This is a genomic window from [Lactobacillus] rogosae (assembly GCA_900112995.1).
GTDB classification, from domain to species: Bacteria; Bacillota; Clostridia; order Lachnospirales; family Lachnospiraceae; genus Lachnospira; species Lachnospira rogosae.
Map to the genome: position 1 here is coordinate 37,893 of FONU01000014.1, position 17,020 is coordinate 54,912.

Consider the following 17,020-nt stretch of genomic DNA (forward strand, 5'->3'; position numbering starts at 1 on the left):
AATGAATGAATTGGTACCAAAGATATTTGATGTAATGAAGACATATTCCAAGGACCAGTTAGTAAAGGATATAGTGGCAGGGATTATTGTTGCGATAATAGCCCTGCCATTATCCATTGCACTGGCACTTGCATCAGGAGTAAGCCCGGAGCAGGGTATATATACAGCAATATTTGCTGGATTTGTTATTTCCTTCTTAGGAGGAAGCAGGGTTCAGATAGCTGGACCTACAGCAGCATTTGCTACAATAGTAGCTGGTATAGTTGCGAAAAATGGTATGGATGGACTTATAGTTGCTACAATTATGGCAGGTATAATACTTGTTATTATGGGGCTTCTTAAGTTCGGTAACCTTATAAGATTTATTCCTTATACAATAACTACAGGTTTTACATTTGGTATTGCTGTGACTATTGTTATAGGACAGATTAAAGATTTTCTTGGCCTTACTTATCCGGCAGGAACTGCTACAGTTGAAACTATGGATAAGTTAAAGGCGATAATTGCCAATATAGGAACATTTAATATAAAAGCATTAATAGTTGGTGCGGTATCACTTGCAATTCTTATTATATGGCCTAAGTTCAAGTCTCTTGATAAAATTCCACCATCACTTATTGCGGTTATAGTATCAGTTCTTATGGTTAAATTCATCGGACCATTAAAAGATGTCAATACAATCGGAAGTCTGTATACAATAAAGAAAGGACTTCCAGGAGTGTCAGTACCATCAGTTAATATGGATATGATACTTACACTTCTTCCAGATGCTCTTACAATAGCGGTTCTTGCAGGAATAGAGAGTCTGCTTTCGTGTGTAGTATCAGATGGAATGATAGGTTCAAGACATAAGCCTAATATGGAGCTTGTTGCACAGGGAGCAGGTAATATCGTATCCGCACTTTTCGGTGGTATTCCAGCGACAGGCGCTATTGCAAGAACAGCGGCTAATGTCAAGAATGGTGGACGTACACCTATAGCAGGTATGGTTCACTCAGTTACACTTCTTATTGTGCTTGTGGTGCTTATGCCATATGCGGCCTGGATACCAATGCCAGCCATTGCGGCAATTTTATTTATTGTTGCATACAATATGAGTGGCTGGAGAGAGATGGTTAATCTTGTTAAGCACTCACCAAAGTCAGATACATTAGTATTACTTACAACTATGGTGCTTACAGTTGTATTTGACCTTGTTGTGGCTATAGAAGTAGGTATTGTTATGGCTGCACTTCTTTTCCTGAAGAGAATGGCAGACGTAACAGAAGTAAGAAGCTGGAAATATATCGGGGAAAATATTGATGAGAATAACGACCCTGAGAGTATTAATTTAAAGAAAGTTCCTGATAAGACTTTAGTATACGAAATAATCGGACCAATGTTCTTTGCGGCAGCGGATAAGTTTATGGATATACATATGGAGTCAGATGTAAAAGTAGTTATAATCAGAATGCGTGGTGTTCCAGCTATGGATATATCAGCATTGCGTTCGCTTAAGAATATACACAATGTATGTAAGAAGCGTGGTATAACTATGGTATTATCCCACGTCCAGGAACAGCCTAAGTCTATGATGGAGAAGGCTGGATTTGCGGCAGAAGTTGGAGAAGATAACTTCTGTGCTAATATTGATGCGGCGTTGGCATATGCACAGGAGATAGTGGGGTAAGAGCGGCAAGAGCGGAGCTGGCAGACGGACGGATGGACGGCGAAAGGCGGGACAGCCCCCTGCCGTGTGGAACTGCGGATAAGACAATTGGATATTACCGGGTGTTTCCGAGGGAGTGTTGTGGCGGTGGACGCACACGCTCATATTCGGCATCCTGCCTCAGTATTCGCTTGACCAGACCTCGTGTCTGGTCATTGCTGTTTATGGGGGCGGAAACACTGGTAATATCACAATTCTCTTATAATGCAGTGCCACGCGGCAGGGGGCTGTCCTGCTTTTCGCCTGTTCGTTGCCAGTTCGTGCGGGGCGGGGCGGGCAATGCGCTGTGCTGTTGCCCTTGGGGAAGGAGAAAAATGGTTATGGTGTATTTGTCAGGAAACTGCCGAGCAGTGTGGCGGCGTTGCTGCCTTCAATCGCGGTGAGTTCGTCCGGGGTGAGACCGCTTGTCCTTAGGAGGTGGAGGGACTCGGACTGGTCGGACCAGGGGCTGTCTGTTCCAAAGAGAATGTGGTCAGAGCCATGTGTGCGGACCATCTGGACGAATTTCTCTTTGGAGAGGAAGTTGTTGTCCGGAGTGCTTTTTAAGACAAGTGCAGTGTCGAGCCATACATTTGGTGTTCCAATTAGCTGGTCACATACTTCGTCATACATAGACCAGCCACCCATATGGGCTAATACAAGTTTGTGTGGTGGGACTTCTTTTATCATATTGGCAAGGCGTTCAACGCTTGCCTCATCACAGTTAGGAAAGCTTATATCCATACCGCAGTGGATAGATACAATAAGGTCGTTGTCGTTTGCACATTCTATTATTCTAAGACATCTTGGGTCATCTATATTGGTGCGCTGGAATACAGGGTGAAGCTTAATTCCTGGAACACCAGCTTTGGCAAGGTCACTTATTATAGTCTTGTAGTCATCATTATCAGGATGAATTGTACCAAATGATATTATTCCAGTAGATTTAAAGGATTTATTAGTTTCTATGGCTATTTTGTTGATAGTCGTATGCTGTGACGGCTTTGTTGCTATAGGCAGTAAGACAGAGTAATCAATGCCAGCTTTTTTCATAGAAGCTTTGATAGAGTCTACACGTCCATCCAGATAATTAGGTATACCGCCGCTTTGAGCAAGTCGTCCTACGGCACGGTCCGCAATGTCATCAGGAAAGCTGTGAGTATGAAAATCTATAATCATAAATATCCTCATTTCTGCGCCCCAGTTATAAGTATAGCGTGTCGGGTGCGCATAACACTAATTCATATTTTTACCATTTAAGAACGCATTTAAACATTTAATAATTAAATGATAACATAATAAAAGGAGCAGGTCAAAACGCGCAGAACAACCTGCCTATATGGATTTCTTGTTGCATATTATGTGGAAAAACCACAGATAATTATTGTATTATACTAGGTGGTTTATATGCTGGCAATATGGATATAGTCAGTAAAAGAGAAGAATGGTAGAATTTAGATGACTAGCCTTTTTAAAATGTATAATTTTTCACAATTTTCACATACTACCCATACAACGCAATATATGGAAAATAGTTCGATAAACCATTGAATGAGCATAGAGAAACAGCGTGTATGGATTATGTTGAAAATAAGGAGGATTGTATGAAAGCCACTGGAATTGTTCGTCGTATAGATGATTTAGGAAGAATTGTAATACCAAAGGAGATAAGAAGAACATTAAGAATAAGGGAAACTGACCCTATGGAGATATATACAGATATGGATGGGCAGATTGTGTTAAAGAAATATTCTCCGATGGCAGATGTATCGGAATTTGCAGTAGAATATGCGGAGTCCATAGCACAGAATACAGGAATGACAATTGCAATAACTGACAGGGATTGTGTTATTGCGGCAGCAGGAACACAGAAAAAGAATGTACAGGGAAAGCATATTACCAAAGAACTTAATGATATTATGGATAAAAGGCAGAGTGTTGTAGCAAGTGCCAGTGAGAATGATTATGTAAAAGCGGTAACAGACTATGATTGTGAGTCAGAGGTGATAAGTCCGATAATATGTGCCGGAGATGTTCTGGGTATGGTTATTATGTTTGGCAATGACAAGAAACAGAAGCTTGGCGAGAGTGAGAAAAGAATAGTTAAAGTTGCGGCGGATTTTTTGGGCAGACATATGGACAATTAGCAGATAATTTTAATATAATAATATGATGTAAGGCAAAATACCATTTGCCATATACATCTAAATGCCAGAAGTTAGAAATATTGCACGGCTTCAGGCATTTACATATTAATATAAGTTAATTACGATTGGCAGACATTCCGGAGGAAGATTATGAGATTAGATAAATATTTAAAGGTTTCAAGACTTATTAAAAGACGTACAGTAGCTAATGATGCGTGTGATGCAGGCAGGGTAATGATTAATGGTAAAGTGGCTAAGGCATCAGTTGATGTCAAGGCAGGAGATATAATAGAGATATCTTTTGGTAATAAGAATGTTAAGGTAAGGGTTACAGACGTAAAGGACACAGTTAAGAAAGAAGAAGCTAAGGAGATGTTTGAATATATTTAATGATTAAGTATATTTAATGTTTGAGCATATCTAATAGTTTAATGTGTTTAAATAATAGTTATAATTAAGCATTTTTTGGCGTACCGCCTAATATATTAGACAGGTAAGATAAATGTATAATATATGGAGGCAGTTATGGACGATATTAAAAGGGTAAGACATCCTCATGCAGTAAGAATGGAAGATAGAAAGAAGGCTCAGTTTACTGGTATTACTGACGTTGTATCCTTTGAACCGTCAAAGGTAATACTTGAGTCAGATTATGGCGTTATTGTTATAAAAGGGGAGTCACTTCACGTTAATAAGCTGTCAGTTGAGAAGGGGGAGCTTGATGTTGATGGCAGGGTTGACTCACTTGTGTATTCACAGAACAGCATAAGTATGAAAAAAGGCGATTCATTAGTGAACAGGTTATTTAGATAATTGTGAATACATCTTTTAGACATTATAAAGATTATTTAATTATATAAGTCCAGCAGTAGCGGGGAATAATGCTTATGTTAGGTGATATTATATGGGAGAGCGGCACATTTTTATATGCACTTTGGTGGGGAATGGTGCTTGCATTTCAATATGATACGATAAGAATAATAAGAAGAATAATAAGACACCGGCGTGTATTTATGATTGCTGTAGAAGATGTTATATACTGGATATATGTAGGAATACGGATATTTATTATATGTTTCTATGTTAATAGCGGAATTATAAGATCATTTATTGTAGTGGGGCTTGTGTGCGGTGCAGTTCTATATCTTAAGGCGTTAAGTGTGTATTACATAAAATATGGAGTAAGACTTGTAGGAATTTTACTGAAACCATTGAAAATGCTTGTGTCTGTGATTAGAATAGTGTTGCAGTCATTAAGGAAAGACAGACCGAAGAATGGAGAGATATAGATGAGATTTGAGACAAAGAGAGAAAGGGAACAGCGAAGAAAAAGACAGAAACGCTCAGCAATTCTGGGTATGGTATTTGCTATGCTTGTTGTTGTGGGACTTGGTGTGCTTTTATGGAATGGCAAGAAGAATATTGAAGCCAAAAATGTAGAGTACGAAAAGCAGATTAAAGAGCTTCAGGAACAGGTTGATGAAGAAAAACAGCGTACAGAAGAGCTTAATGAATATAAGAAGTATGTGCAGACGAAGAAGTTTGCGGAGGAGATTGCCAAGGATAAATTCGGACTTATATATCCAGATGAGATAATATTTAAAGGGAAGAAGTAACGTAACAGGGTTCGACACATTTTTTATATAACTGCTATTATAATGGTGTTCGGTTTAAGAAAACAGTATATTTAGACCAGAAATGAGGGGCTATGGCAGTTAAGAATGATGGATTGTGTATGACTTATACGATAAACAGATTGTCCGAAACAGCTAAGACGTTTCGCCGTCTGGGAGAAGCATATGAGTGTGCATCAGGTGATGAAGCACAAAGTCCCAGCTTTAAAAGACAGTTGTTTCTTGTTGCAGATATTCTTGAGGACTGCACGCTTATGCAGTTACAGGCAGATAAGCCGTCTAAGGGAATTGCAAGAGATATGGCTTCAAGGGCACTTGTCGCAGGAATAGTTATTAAAGATGTCAATATATTAAAAGACAAGACAGGCAGGAGTGAAGTTGTTATACTTGCAAGAACTCTTGGCAAGGGCTGTGTCGCAGAGAGAAAGATACGGAAAATAGTATGTGATGTTATGGGGATTGGATACTATTCAGACCATAATAACAGGCTTGTCATTAACGACAACTGCCAGCAGTATGTGTTTCATCAGGAGAACCGTTTCCGATTTTTATCAGGAGTTGCAAGAAAATGTAAAGAAAAAAGCGGCTTTAATGGCGATAATTTTATGGTATCAAGCCTGTCGTGTGGTAAAGTTGTGGCGGCAATTGCAGATGGCTGTGGAAGTGGCAAGAGGGCATTTATTGAGAGCAGAATGGTTATAGAACTTATGGAGAACTGTATAGATGCCGGATTTGAGGAGAAGACAGCCATAGATTTTATCAATACGGCATACATTAATTGCAGTGGCAAAGACAGCCCTGTAACTATGGATATGAGTGTTGTTGACTGCCAGTCAGGTATGATGCATTGCATAAAGTTAGGGGCAGTATCTACATTTATTAAAAGGGAGGGCTGGGTTGAGATAATCAAATCGTCCACACTTCCTATTGGTGTGCTTGAAAAGGTAGATTACGACTGCACAGCCAAGAAGTTGTACGATGGTGACTATGTAATTATGGTGAGCGATGGTGTGCTTGATAATCTTCCGTGTCTTAATAAAGAGGAGAAAATGGTAGAGATTATCGAGGAAGTTGTAATGAAAAAGCCTAAAGCGATAGCTGACGAGATACTTAGAAAGTCAATGTCATATAATAATTGTGAAGTATGTGATGACTGCACAGTGCTTGTGTTCGGACTGTTTGACACCTACAACAAATAAATATATAATTGGGCAATATTGCCATATAAAACAACAGGAGAAAGCATTTAATATGGATGTTAATAATATAGAGAAAAAGGTATGGGCATACATAAAGGCTAATAATATGCTTGAGGATTGCAGTAATGCAGTTGTCGGTGTGTCAGGCGGAGCAGATTCTGTCTGTCTTATGATTATGCTTAACGATTATATTATACATAATAATAAAGACGTAAAGCTTCATATTGTACACGTTAATCATGGTATAAGAAAAGAAGCCGCTGATGATGAGCAGTTTACAAGAAAGCTGTGTGAAAGTCTTAAGCTTGATTATCATTGCTACAATATAGAATGTGAAAAAATAGCAAGGGAGAATAATCTTACTGTTGAGGAAGCTGGAAGACTTGAAAGATATGATATATTTGACAAGCTTTCAAAGCAGTATGATAAGACAAGGATATTTGTTGCCCATCATATGAATGACCAGGCAGAAACGGTTATTATGAATATGGCGAGGGGTACATCACTTAAAGGAATAAGAGGAATTGTGCCGGTGAGGGATAACATATGCCGTCCTCTTCTTTGCATAACAAGACAGGACATAGAAAGCTGGCTTGTGCTAAGAAACCAGTCATTTGTGACAGATGTGACTAATTATGATAACGATTATACAAGGAATTCAATAAGAAATGTCCTGTTGCCATATATGGGTGAGCATATTAATAAAAATGTTGTGCAGAATATTGCATTTATGGCGAAAGAAGTAAGGGCGGTTGAGAATTTTGTTGATAAAGAAGCAGACAAGCTGTACAAAAGCTGTGCAATACAGGATGGTGCAGGGATAAGATTATCAGTTGAACAGCTTGGGCAGGCAGATGAGGTGCTTGGAAAAAGAGCTATATATAAGGCGCTTGTTAAGCTTGCAGGAAGGGCTAAGGATATATATTCGGTCAATGTATATGATGTATACAAGCTTATTAATCTTCAGACAGGAAGAAAGGTAGACTCGGTATATGGAATAAAGGCAGTGCGTGAATATGAATATATTGTGCTTGAAAGAAAGAACAGAGCAGAGAATACATTTTCTGACACAGCAAGTAACAGATATAGAGCGGACACAGAGCTAACAGCAGATGCAGGACTTGAAGAGGTTCATCGCATAGATATCACTAAATGTAGTAAAGATAGAGAAGTAATTGTTGATATAGATAAGACAGTATATATACCGGAGTATGATAAAATGTATTCAGCAAGTATCAAAATGTCCGTTTATGACAATAATGATAATGACGAAGAATTGGTGGAGAATGCTTCAAATGGTAAAATTTGCGTAAATAAATTGAATAACAGCTATACGAAGTATTTTGATTATGATAAACTTAATAAGTTACTTGATATCAGATTTAAGAATGTCGAGGATAGGATTGTGGTATCGGAAAGCGGTAATACCAAGAAGCTTAAGAAAGAACTGACAGACCGCAAGATACCTGCTTCACACAGAGATGAAATACTGCTTGTGTGTGATAATAACCGCGTGCTATGGGCGTGTGGTGTGCGCAGATGCGAAGATTGCAGGGTCACAGGCTCTACAAAGAACGTATTTAAAATACAGCTTATATTGAAAGAGAGGAATTAATTATGTCAAATAAGCACAAGATAAGTGTAATGATTTCAGAGGACAAACTTCAAGAGAAGATAGCAGAGATTGGTGCTAAGATTAGCGCTGATTATGAGGGTAAGGAAATTAAGCTTATATGTATTCTTAAGGGAAGCATATTCTTCTGCTGTGAACTTGCCAAGAGAATAACAGTTCCAGTAAAGATAGATTTTATGCAGACTTCAAGCTACGGAAGCGGAACAACTTCAAGTGGTAATATTGTAATTAAGAAGGAACTTGATGAGTCTATAGAAGGCGAACATGTAATAGTTGTAGAAGATATTATCGATTCAGGTAATACTTTATTCAGACTTATGCCTATGTTAGAGGAAAGAAATCCAGCAGACATATGTATATGTACACTTCTTGATAAGCCAGACAGAAGAGAAGTTGATATAGATGTTAAGTATAACGGATTTAATATTCCGGATGAATTCGTTGTAGGATATGGCCTTGACTATGACCAGATGTATAGAAATCTTCCATTTATAGGAGTTGTTCATCTTGATGATGAGAATTGATTATTACCTAATTACGAATATATGTAAGAATGGAGATTGATATGGATAATAAGAAAAATGTAAGATTTTCAGGAATGGGAATCTATATGATTATTGTGATTATAGCAGCGATGTTTATTATGTATGTTGCAAGAATGAATACAGGTACAAGCAATTATACTTATAACGAATTAGTTAACGATATCAGCAAGGGTAAGATAGAGAGCGTATCCATAAGACAGAATGCAGAAGTTCCAACTGGTGTTGTAACTGTTAAGGTGAGCGGTGAGCAGTCAGTTAAGAGTGTATATGTATCAGATGTTAAAGATGTAGAAGAACTTTTACTTGATAAGAATATAGAATATACACTTAAAGATGTTGCAAGACAGAGTGTTATGCTTACAACTATACTTCCATTTGGCTTAAGCCTTCTTGTTATTGTATTCATTATGATGATGTTTACAAGACAGGCTGGTGGCGGTGGCAATGCCAAGATGATGAATTTTGGAAAGAGCAGGGCCAGAATGATAAGCAGTGCTGATAATAAAGTTACATTTAAGGATGTAGCTGGTCTTCAGGAAGAAAAAGAAGAACTTGAGGAGATAGTTGATTTCCTTAAAGACCCAGTAAGATATACTTCTCTTGGTGCAAGAATACCTAAGGGTGTTATTCTTACAGGTGCACCTGGTACAGGTAAGACACTTCTTGCCAAAGCTGTTGCTGGAGAGGCAAGCGTACCATTCTTTAGCATATCAGGTTCGGATTTCGTAGAGATGTTTGTTGGTGTTGGTGCTTCAAGAGTAAGAGATATGTTTGAGGAAGCTAAGAAGAACGCACCTTGTATTATATTCATTGATGAGATTGATGCTGTTGCAAGACGAAGAGGAACAGGTATGGGCGGCGGCCACGATGAGAGAGAACAGACACTTAACCAGATGCTTGTTGAGATGGATGGTTTTGGTGTCAATGAAGGAATTATCGTTATGGCCGCTACTAACAGAATTGATATTCTTGACCCAGCTATATTAAGACCGGGAAGATTTGACAGAAAGATAGTTGTCGGCAGACCAGATGTTGCTGGACGACTTGAAATATTAAAGGTACACGCAGCTAAGAAGCCTCTTGGTGATGATGTTGACCTTGATAAGCTTGCAAGAACATCAGCCGGCTTTACAGGTGCTGATCTTGAAAATGTATTAAATGAAGCTGCTATTAATGCGGCAAGAAAGAAGAACAGATATATAACTAACGCAGATGTTGAAGAAGCATTTATTAAGATAGGAATAGGTGTTGAGAAGAAGAGTAAGATTATATCTGACAAAGAGAAGAAGATTACAGCTTACCACGAATCAGGACACGCTATATTATTCCACCTTTTACCAGATGTTGGACCGGTTCATACAATATCAATCATTCCTACAGGAATGGGTGCGGCAGGTTACACAATGCCGCTTCCTGAAAGAGATGAGATGTTTAACACTAAGGGGAAAATGCTTCAGAATATCGTTGTAAGCCTTGGTGGACGAGTAGCGGAAGAACTCATATTTGATGATATAACAACAGGTGCTTCACAGGATATCAAGCAGGCAACACAGACAGCAAGAGATATGGTTACTAAGTATGGTTTCTCTGACAAGCTTGGTCTTATTAATTATGATACAGACAGTGATGAGGTATTCATCGGAAGAGATCTTGCACATACAAGACCATATGGTGAAGATGTAGCAGCACTCATTGATGAAGAAGTTAAGAGAATTGTAGATGAGTGTTATACCAAGGCTAAGAAGCTTATATCAGAGAATATGGACGTGCTTCATAGAAGTTCAGAACTTCTTCTTGAGAAAGAGAAGATTTCAAGAGAAGAATTTGAAAGTTTGTTTGAAGATAAGCCATATGGAGAGAGTTTATAATTAGGTATTAACAGAGATTTTGCAGTTAAAATGCAGTTAAATAATGGAAATGTATTTATACACAAAAAACATTTGGTAATAATTCACAAAAAAAGTTGCAATTTATTGTAAAGTTTGTGAACACTTATGGGGCTTTGTATGATATTATAATTAACGTAAAAACCCCCAATACATTATATATTTTTTGCTACACCCCATAATAAGTGAAATACCTTCTCCAAAAAGGACAGTCCCCCCAGACTGTCCTTTTTATTTGCACGAGTAACGATGAGAATGGATAATTTAAAGAAATCTTCCATCCTGCTTGCAGGAATGGAAATTTTTTAAATTATCTATTCGAGGAGCACCGCGTCATAGGTAAGAGCGTATTTTATAAAGTAAATAAATTACGAAGCAGAAACGCTCTTACCTATGCCATCGTTACGAGTTAAGAGAAGCCGTAAATTAAAGAAATCTTAATAAATATATCTTACAGTTGAATAAATACCCGTAATGATATAAAATTATATATGATTAATGTCAAGGAGTATTTTCTATGATAATAAGCGCAGGAGTTGAGAACCTTACATCATGGGAAAGAAAGCTTTTGTATATGTGTAATGCAAGGCCAACCATTAATACAAGAGCTTTATTTTCTGATGCGACAAACGATTACAGATGTCCGGCAGAGCCTATGCCGGGTGATACAGTTAAGATACGATTAAGAACAGGTCGTTATAATGTAGACAAGGCGTATATATATGTTAATAATGTAGAATACCCTATGACAAAGATTAAGGCAGTTGGAGTATTTGATTATTACGAGGCTGAGATTAAAGTTAATAATGACAAATTATATTATTATTTCAAGGTAGAGACTGGAAAGGTTGTATGCTATTACAATCAGATAGGAGCTATTAAAGAACTTAATACTTATTATAATTTCCAGATTATGCCGGGATTTAAGACACCTGACTGGGCAAAGGGTGCGGTTATGTACCAGATATTTGCCGATAGATTTTGCGATGGTGATAAATCTAATAACGTGCTTGATGATGAATACAGTTATATAGGCGAACACGTCTGTCAGGTTAAGGATTGGAATAAATATCCAGCCAATATGGGTGTAAGAGAGTTCTATGGTGGCGATTTGCAGGGCGTGCTTGATAAGCTTGATTATCTTAGCGAGCTTGGTGTCGAGGTCATTTATTTTAATCCGTTGTTTGTTTCGCCATCTAATCATAAGTACGATATACAGGACTATGATTATATAGACCCACATTTTGGTGTTATAGTAAAAGATGATGGGGAACTTTTAAAAGAAGGTGACCAGAACAATACTAATGCAACACGATATATTAACAGGGTTACAAGTAAGGAAAATCTTAAAGCGAGTAATGAGTTCTTTGCCAAGGCGGTAGAACAGATACACAGCAGAGGAATGAAAGTCATAATAGACGGAGTGTTTAACCATTGTGGTTCATTTAACAAATGGATGGACAGGGAACACATTTACAGTTCTAGTGATGACGATTATGCCTGCGGTGCATATGAGAAGTATGAAAGCCCATACCACAGCTTCTTTAAATTCTATGGTAATCAGTGGCCGGATAATAGTTCATATGACGGCTGGTGGGGACACGATACACTTCCTAAGCTGAATTATGAAGACTCAGATACACTTGAAAAGTATATTATAGATATTGGAAAGAAATGGGTATCTCCACCGTACAATGTAGATGGCTGGAGGCTTGATGTTGCAGCTGACCTTGGGTATAGCAAGGAATATAACCATACATTCTGGAAAAAGTTCAGACAGGCTGTTAAGGAAGCTAATCCGGAGGCAATAATACTTGCAGAGAATTATGGTGATTCATATGACTGGCTTCAGGGTGATGAATGGGATACAATTATGAATTACGATGCTTTTATGGAGCCTGTAACGTGGTTTCTTACAGGAATGGAGAAGCATAGTGATGAAATGCGCCCTGATTCATTAGGTAATCCTGATTATTTTTTTGGTGCTATGCACCATAATATGGCAAGAATGGGTGGACAAAGTTATTCTATATCTATGAATGAGCTTTCTAACCACGACCATTCAAGATTTCTTACAAGAACTAACCATATTGTTGGCAGGGTTGATAAGCTTGGATCAGAAGTGGCTAATCAGAATGTGAATAAGTTTGTATTTATGGAGGCTGTCATTATTCAGATGACGTGGCCGGGTGCACCAACTGTATATTATGGAGATGAAGCGGGAGTGTGTGGTTTCACAGACCCTGATAACAGAAGAACTTATCCATGGGGACATGAAGATAAGGAGCTTATAGACTTTCATAAGGCAGCAATAAAGATGCACAAGGAGAATGAGGTATTAAGAACCGGCTCGTATAAGCAGCTTTATTCAGCACATAATGTTATTGCATATGGAAGATTTACATCAGATGATGCAGTGATAGTTGTTGTTAATAATGGGGAAGATGAGATAAGAGTTAATATACCTGCCTGGGAGACTGGACTTGCTATGGATGATGATGTCGAGCAGATAATGGTAACATTTGAGGGCGGATATTCAACGGACAGACAAGGTTACAGACTTAAAGACGGAATTCTTAATATAGGCTTAAGAAAGACTTCAGCTACAGTGTTAAGACGTCTTAGATGGTAGATAATGCTGTTAAAATATAATACACAGAAGTAAGAATGAGGAGTAATGTATAATGGCAGTAGATAATAACGAGGAAAAGAATAAAATAGTTCTTAACCGTAAGATGAGATTATGGAACAAGTATAAGAAGCCGGTAATAGGTGTTATTTTGGCTGTAGTAGTTATTGCAGTTGTTGCAATTGTTCTTAAATTATGCAGTATTGGAAAGCCAGTGGAAGATAAGGCGACAACACTTGCCAATAACAATAATAATAACAATGATATAATTATTACACAGTCATCTATAGAGATGTCTAACAATGAAACAACAAGTGCAGCTGATACAGAGAGTACAACATCAGCTGTAACAGAAAGCACAACAAGTAGTACAACATCAGCAGCTCAGGTATCAGGCGGAGTCGCCAGGATTACAACTAAGGCAGAGATACAGGAATACACATCACGTTCTAATTATGATGATGCAGTATTCTTTGGTGATATGATTGTATCAGGTATAGGTGAATATGGTTATCTTGACACATCACGCATATTCTCAGATAATAACCTTACAACAGATAAGGCACTTAATTCAGTGTCAAGTGTTGCGGCGGCTAATCCATCTAAGGTATATGTCCTTGTTGGACTTAACGACCTTAACTATGGAACAAGGTCAGGAGAGAATGTAGCTGAGAGAATAGGTTCAATAGTAGAATCGCTTAAGGAAGCAATTCCATCAGTAAAGGTATATGTAGTGTCACTTCTTCCTATAACACAGAGCTTTGAGGCAAAGTCAAATGTAAAGATAACACAGGCGGCTATTGATGAAGCTAACAGCACACTTGCAGCCAGGGCGACAGAGTATGGAATGACATTTATAGATATAGCAGATGCATTTAAGGATGAGTCTGGATATCTTAATACAGATGTATCAACAGGTGGATATAACCTTAATCATAACTATTACCCATTCTTCCTTAATAATATATCGGGAGCGTCTAACTAATGAAATTTTATGTAATGTCACTATTTCCACAGATGATTTTGGATGGGTTGAATACAAGTATAACAGGCAGGGCTATAGATTCAGGAGTATTGTCTATAGAAGCTGTTGATATAAGGGATTTTTCCAATAATAAGCATATGAAGGTAGATGATTACCCATATGGCGGAGGAGCAGGAATGGTTATGCAGCCGGGACCCGTGTGCGATGCTTATGAGAGCATAGCATTAAGATGTTCAGGCAGACCAAGGGTTGTGTATATGACACCACAGGGGCATACATTTAATCAGCATATGGCAGAAGAATTTGCCAAAGAAGAAGAACTTGTAATTCTGTGTGGACATTATGAGGGAATTGATGAGAGAGCACTTGAAAGCATAGTTACAGACTATGTGTCAATTGGAGATTATGTCCTGACAGGTGGAGAGCTTCCGGCGATGGTTGTTATCGACTCAGTGTCAAGATTAGTTCCGGGAGTACTTAATAATGATGAATCAGCCCAGACAGAGAGCTTCTCGGATGGTTTATTAGAATATCCACAGTACACAAGACCAGCCAATTACAAAGGTATGGAAGTGCCAGAAGTATTATTATCAGGTCACCACGGCAATATAGAGAAGTGGAGGCACGAGAAGTCGTTAGAACGTACTAAGAAGTACAGACCGGACTTATATGAGAAATATATGGCTGAGAACAATAATAACAGTTAAAATAATTGTTGACGGATAAGATATTTATGTGGTAAACTAATCAAGTCTTTTGGTGAATAACTTGATTGTTTACTACAGGATATTATGATGTGAAGTCACAATAAGCCTAGATAGCTCAGTCGGTAGAGCAGAGGACTGAAAATCCTCGTGTCACTGGTTCGATTCCGGTTCTAGGCATTTTATAATTGAATATAATTTAATTATGATGATATGCGGGTGTAGTTCAATGGTAGAACACTAGCCTTCCAAGCTAGATACGTGGGTTCGATTCCCATCACCCGCTCTATTTTTTTACCCAGAAGTGCTATACTAATGAAAGGAACAAAGACAATGATAGACAGCTATGTTGCACTGGATATAGAAACTACAGGGCTTAACCCGGCAGCAGACAGAATAATTGAGATAGGAATGGCAAGGGTATGTAATGGAAACGTGGCAGATACATATTCAACACTTGTCAATCCAGGCATTAAGATAAGCGACAGAATAATAGAGCTTACACATATACATAATGAGGAGCTTACAGATAAGCCAAGAATTAATGAACTGATTGATGATGTAATACAATTTATAGGGGATTATCCTATACTTGGACATAATGTTATATTTGATTACAGCTTTTTAAAGAAGGCGGCGGTTAATAACAATCTTGTATTTCCGTCAGCAGGAATAGATACACTTAAAATGGCAAGAAGAATACTTCCAGAACTGGAGCATAAGAAGCTTGATTATCTGTGTGAGTATTTGAAGATTGACCCTGGTAACTCACACAGAGCTTTAGATGATGCGCTGAGTGCAAGCGGAATATACTGGAAAATGTATACAATAAAACCGGATGATTCAGGCTTTGAAATACCATCTGAGCTTGTATACAGTGTGAAAAAGGATAGTCCGATTACACAGGCACAAAGAAATTATCTTACAGCACTTGTTGTAAAGCATAATGTAAAGCTTGATATCCCGATTGATGAGATGACCAAGAGTATAGCTTCACGAAACATAGATAAGATACTTTCAGAATATGGAAAATAATGGTTAGTTATGAATTAATGTTTATATAGGTAATATATTCATATAATTAATTAAATACCTAGTTAATAGCTGATACTATCAGGTCTTTATTAACAGACTTGATAAGTGAGGCGTATTGTCTTAACTGTCTGATTTTGGAAGCATTTCCTGCTTCTGAATATAATGCGTAAAGGTCAGTATAGGTAAGTCGTATGTCAGAGCCTATCTTTACGGCATATTCAAGAAATGCTGTGGCATCGGATATGTCCTTATGTTCAATAAGGATATGTCCAAGCTCTGAAAGGCTCTTTATAAATGAAGTGTAGTTGTCTTCATATTGTGTTAAAGTATCAAGATTAGCAACACCATATTTTAACTTAAGGTCAGTGTTGGAATACTCTGACAGGTTAAGCATTGGCTCAGTCTTAAGTGTCTGGATATTATTATAAGCCTTAAGGGCTTCTGGTGAATTATTTAATATGTCAGCTAATGTCAGGTTGTTATCTATAGCAGGAAGTGCGTCGTCCCATTTAATATAGTTAAGGGAGCTTATATCCTGCTTTCTTGTTGAATTGGCTTTCTGTTCCCTTTCCCAATATTTTTTTGAGCGTTCTGAGCCAGAACGTGTACTTTTTTTAAGATAAAGTTGAATAACTATTAATATTATTATAAAATAAGGCAATATAAAGTGCATAGTATTCTCCGTTTCCAATATGTTATTAAAATGTATTGTTTAATGTGCTGCTATGTTTAAGGAGGTAATTATGATTAATTTAAAAAAGAGCAAAACTAAAAGAATATTTGCTGCGGTTATAATAGTAATCCTTGTACTTGCTATGATACTTCCTATGGCTGTGTCAGCATTTATTTAAGATTAAGTATAGATTGAAAATGTAATATATGCAAGTTCAAGCTTGCAATTGAATGTAATATGTGAAAAGCATAGAAACGAGGATT

At 37.7% G+C, this 17,020-nt stretch carries 16 protein-coding genes and 2 tRNA genes; 16 read left to right on the forward strand and 2 right to left on the reverse strand.

What is annotated here, in order from left to right; translation table 11 throughout:
* Position 1 precedes the first annotated feature (1 nt).
* Positions 2–1,669 carry a SulP family inorganic anion transporter gene (locus tag BM157_RS07325; protein WP_055173836.1) on the forward strand — a complete coding sequence of 556 codons (1,668 nt, stop codon included), beginning with the start codon at positions 2–4 and terminating at the stop codon, positions 1,667–1,669.
* A 357-nt stretch (positions 1,670–2,026) separates the two neighbouring features.
* Here BM157_RS07325 and BM157_RS07330 read toward each other — a convergent pair whose 3' ends face one another.
* Positions 2,027–2,866 carry an amidohydrolase family protein gene (locus BM157_RS07330; protein WP_318255858.1) on the reverse strand — a complete coding sequence of 280 codons (840 nt, stop codon included), beginning with the start codon at positions 2,864–2,866 and terminating at the stop codon, positions 2,027–2,029.
* A 425-nt stretch (positions 2,867–3,291) separates the two neighbouring features.
* Between BM157_RS07330 and BM157_RS07335 the strand changes: the two genes are divergently transcribed.
* From BM157_RS07335 to BM157_RS07405, 15 genes are all read left to right on the forward strand, one after another.
* Positions 3,292–3,834, forward strand: a complete 543-nt coding sequence (locus tag BM157_RS07335; RefSeq protein WP_022501434.1) for a stage V sporulation T C-terminal domain-containing protein — start codon at positions 3,292–3,294, stop codon at positions 3,832–3,834.
* A 150-nt stretch (positions 3,835–3,984) separates the two neighbouring features.
* On the forward strand, positions 3,985–4,224 hold the full coding sequence (locus tag BM157_RS07340; protein WP_022501433.1) for an RNA-binding S4 domain-containing protein: 240 nt from the start codon (positions 3,985–3,987) through the stop codon (positions 4,222–4,224).
* Between the two features lie 135 nt (positions 4,225–4,359).
* Entirely contained in the window at positions 4,360–4,647 is a 288-nt protein-coding gene (yabP, locus tag BM157_RS07345) for a sporulation protein YabP (protein WP_055173845.1), read from the forward strand.
* 68 nt (positions 4,648–4,715) lie between these two features.
* Positions 4,716–5,123 (forward strand): spore cortex biosynthesis protein YabQ, encoded by a 408-nt coding sequence (yabQ, locus tag BM157_RS07350; protein WP_090140502.1) that lies wholly within the window; start codon positions 4,716–4,718, stop codon positions 5,121–5,123.
* On the forward strand, positions 5,124–5,450 hold the full coding sequence (locus BM157_RS07355; protein WP_055173850.1) for an FtsB family cell division protein: 327 nt from the start codon (positions 5,124–5,126) through the stop codon (positions 5,448–5,450).
* A 92-nt stretch (positions 5,451–5,542) separates the two neighbouring features.
* Positions 5,543–6,667 carry a SpoIIE family protein phosphatase gene (locus BM157_RS07360; protein ID WP_022501429.1) on the forward strand — a complete coding sequence of 375 codons (1,125 nt, stop codon included), beginning with the start codon at positions 5,543–5,545 and terminating at the stop codon, positions 6,665–6,667.
* Between the two features lie 52 nt (positions 6,668–6,719).
* Positions 6,720–8,282 carry a tRNA lysidine(34) synthetase TilS gene (gene tilS / locus BM157_RS07365; protein ID WP_318255859.1) on the forward strand — a complete coding sequence of 521 codons (1,563 nt, stop codon included), beginning with the start codon at positions 6,720–6,722 and terminating at the stop codon, positions 8,280–8,282.
* A gap of 2 nt (positions 8,283–8,284) precedes the next feature.
* Positions 8,285–8,824 (forward strand): hypoxanthine phosphoribosyltransferase, encoded by a 540-nt coding sequence (gene hpt, locus BM157_RS07370; RefSeq protein ID WP_242854075.1) that lies wholly within the window; start codon positions 8,285–8,287, stop codon positions 8,822–8,824.
* Between the two features lie 41 nt (positions 8,825–8,865).
* Positions 8,866–10,713 carry an ATP-dependent zinc metalloprotease FtsH gene (gene ftsH / locus BM157_RS07375; protein ID WP_055173856.1) on the forward strand — a complete coding sequence of 616 codons (1,848 nt, stop codon included), beginning with the start codon at positions 8,866–8,868 and terminating at the stop codon, positions 10,711–10,713.
* A gap of 592 nt (positions 10,714–11,305) precedes the next feature.
* A complete protein-coding gene (locus tag BM157_RS07380) occupies positions 11,306–13,363 on the forward strand; it encodes a glycoside hydrolase family 13 protein (RefSeq protein ID WP_456361689.1) in 2,058 nt (685 codons plus the stop codon).
* A gap of 52 nt (positions 13,364–13,415) precedes the next feature.
* Positions 13,416–14,345, forward strand: a complete 930-nt coding sequence (locus BM157_RS07385; RefSeq protein WP_022501424.1) for a GDSL-type esterase/lipase family protein — start codon at positions 13,416–13,418, stop codon at positions 14,343–14,345.
* Entirely contained in the window at positions 14,345–15,052 is a 708-nt protein-coding gene (trmD, locus tag BM157_RS07390) for a tRNA (guanosine(37)-N1)-methyltransferase TrmD (RefSeq protein WP_090140509.1), read from the forward strand. Before BM157_RS07385 ends, trmD begins: the two co-directional genes overlap by 1 nt.
* 104 nt (positions 15,053–15,156) lie before the next feature.
* A tRNA-Phe gene (locus BM157_RS07395) sits at positions 15,157–15,229 on the forward strand.
* A gap of 35 nt (positions 15,230–15,264) precedes the next feature.
* Positions 15,265–15,335 (forward strand) — tRNA-Gly (locus BM157_RS07400).
* A 29-nt stretch (positions 15,336–15,364) separates the two neighbouring features.
* Positions 15,365–16,084, forward strand: coding sequence for a 3'-5' exonuclease (locus BM157_RS07405; protein WP_318255860.1), 720 nt, complete (start codon positions 15,365–15,367; stop codon positions 16,082–16,084).
* A gap of 58 nt (positions 16,085–16,142) precedes the next feature.
* Here the strand turns inward: BM157_RS07405 and BM157_RS07410 are convergent, their stop codons facing one another.
* The gene (locus BM157_RS07410; RefSeq protein WP_022501622.1) at positions 16,143–16,757 is read right to left on the reverse strand and encodes a hypothetical protein; all 615 of its coding nucleotides are present in this window, start codon (positions 16,755–16,757) and stop codon (positions 16,143–16,145) included.
* Positions 16,758–17,020 lie beyond the last annotated feature (263 nt).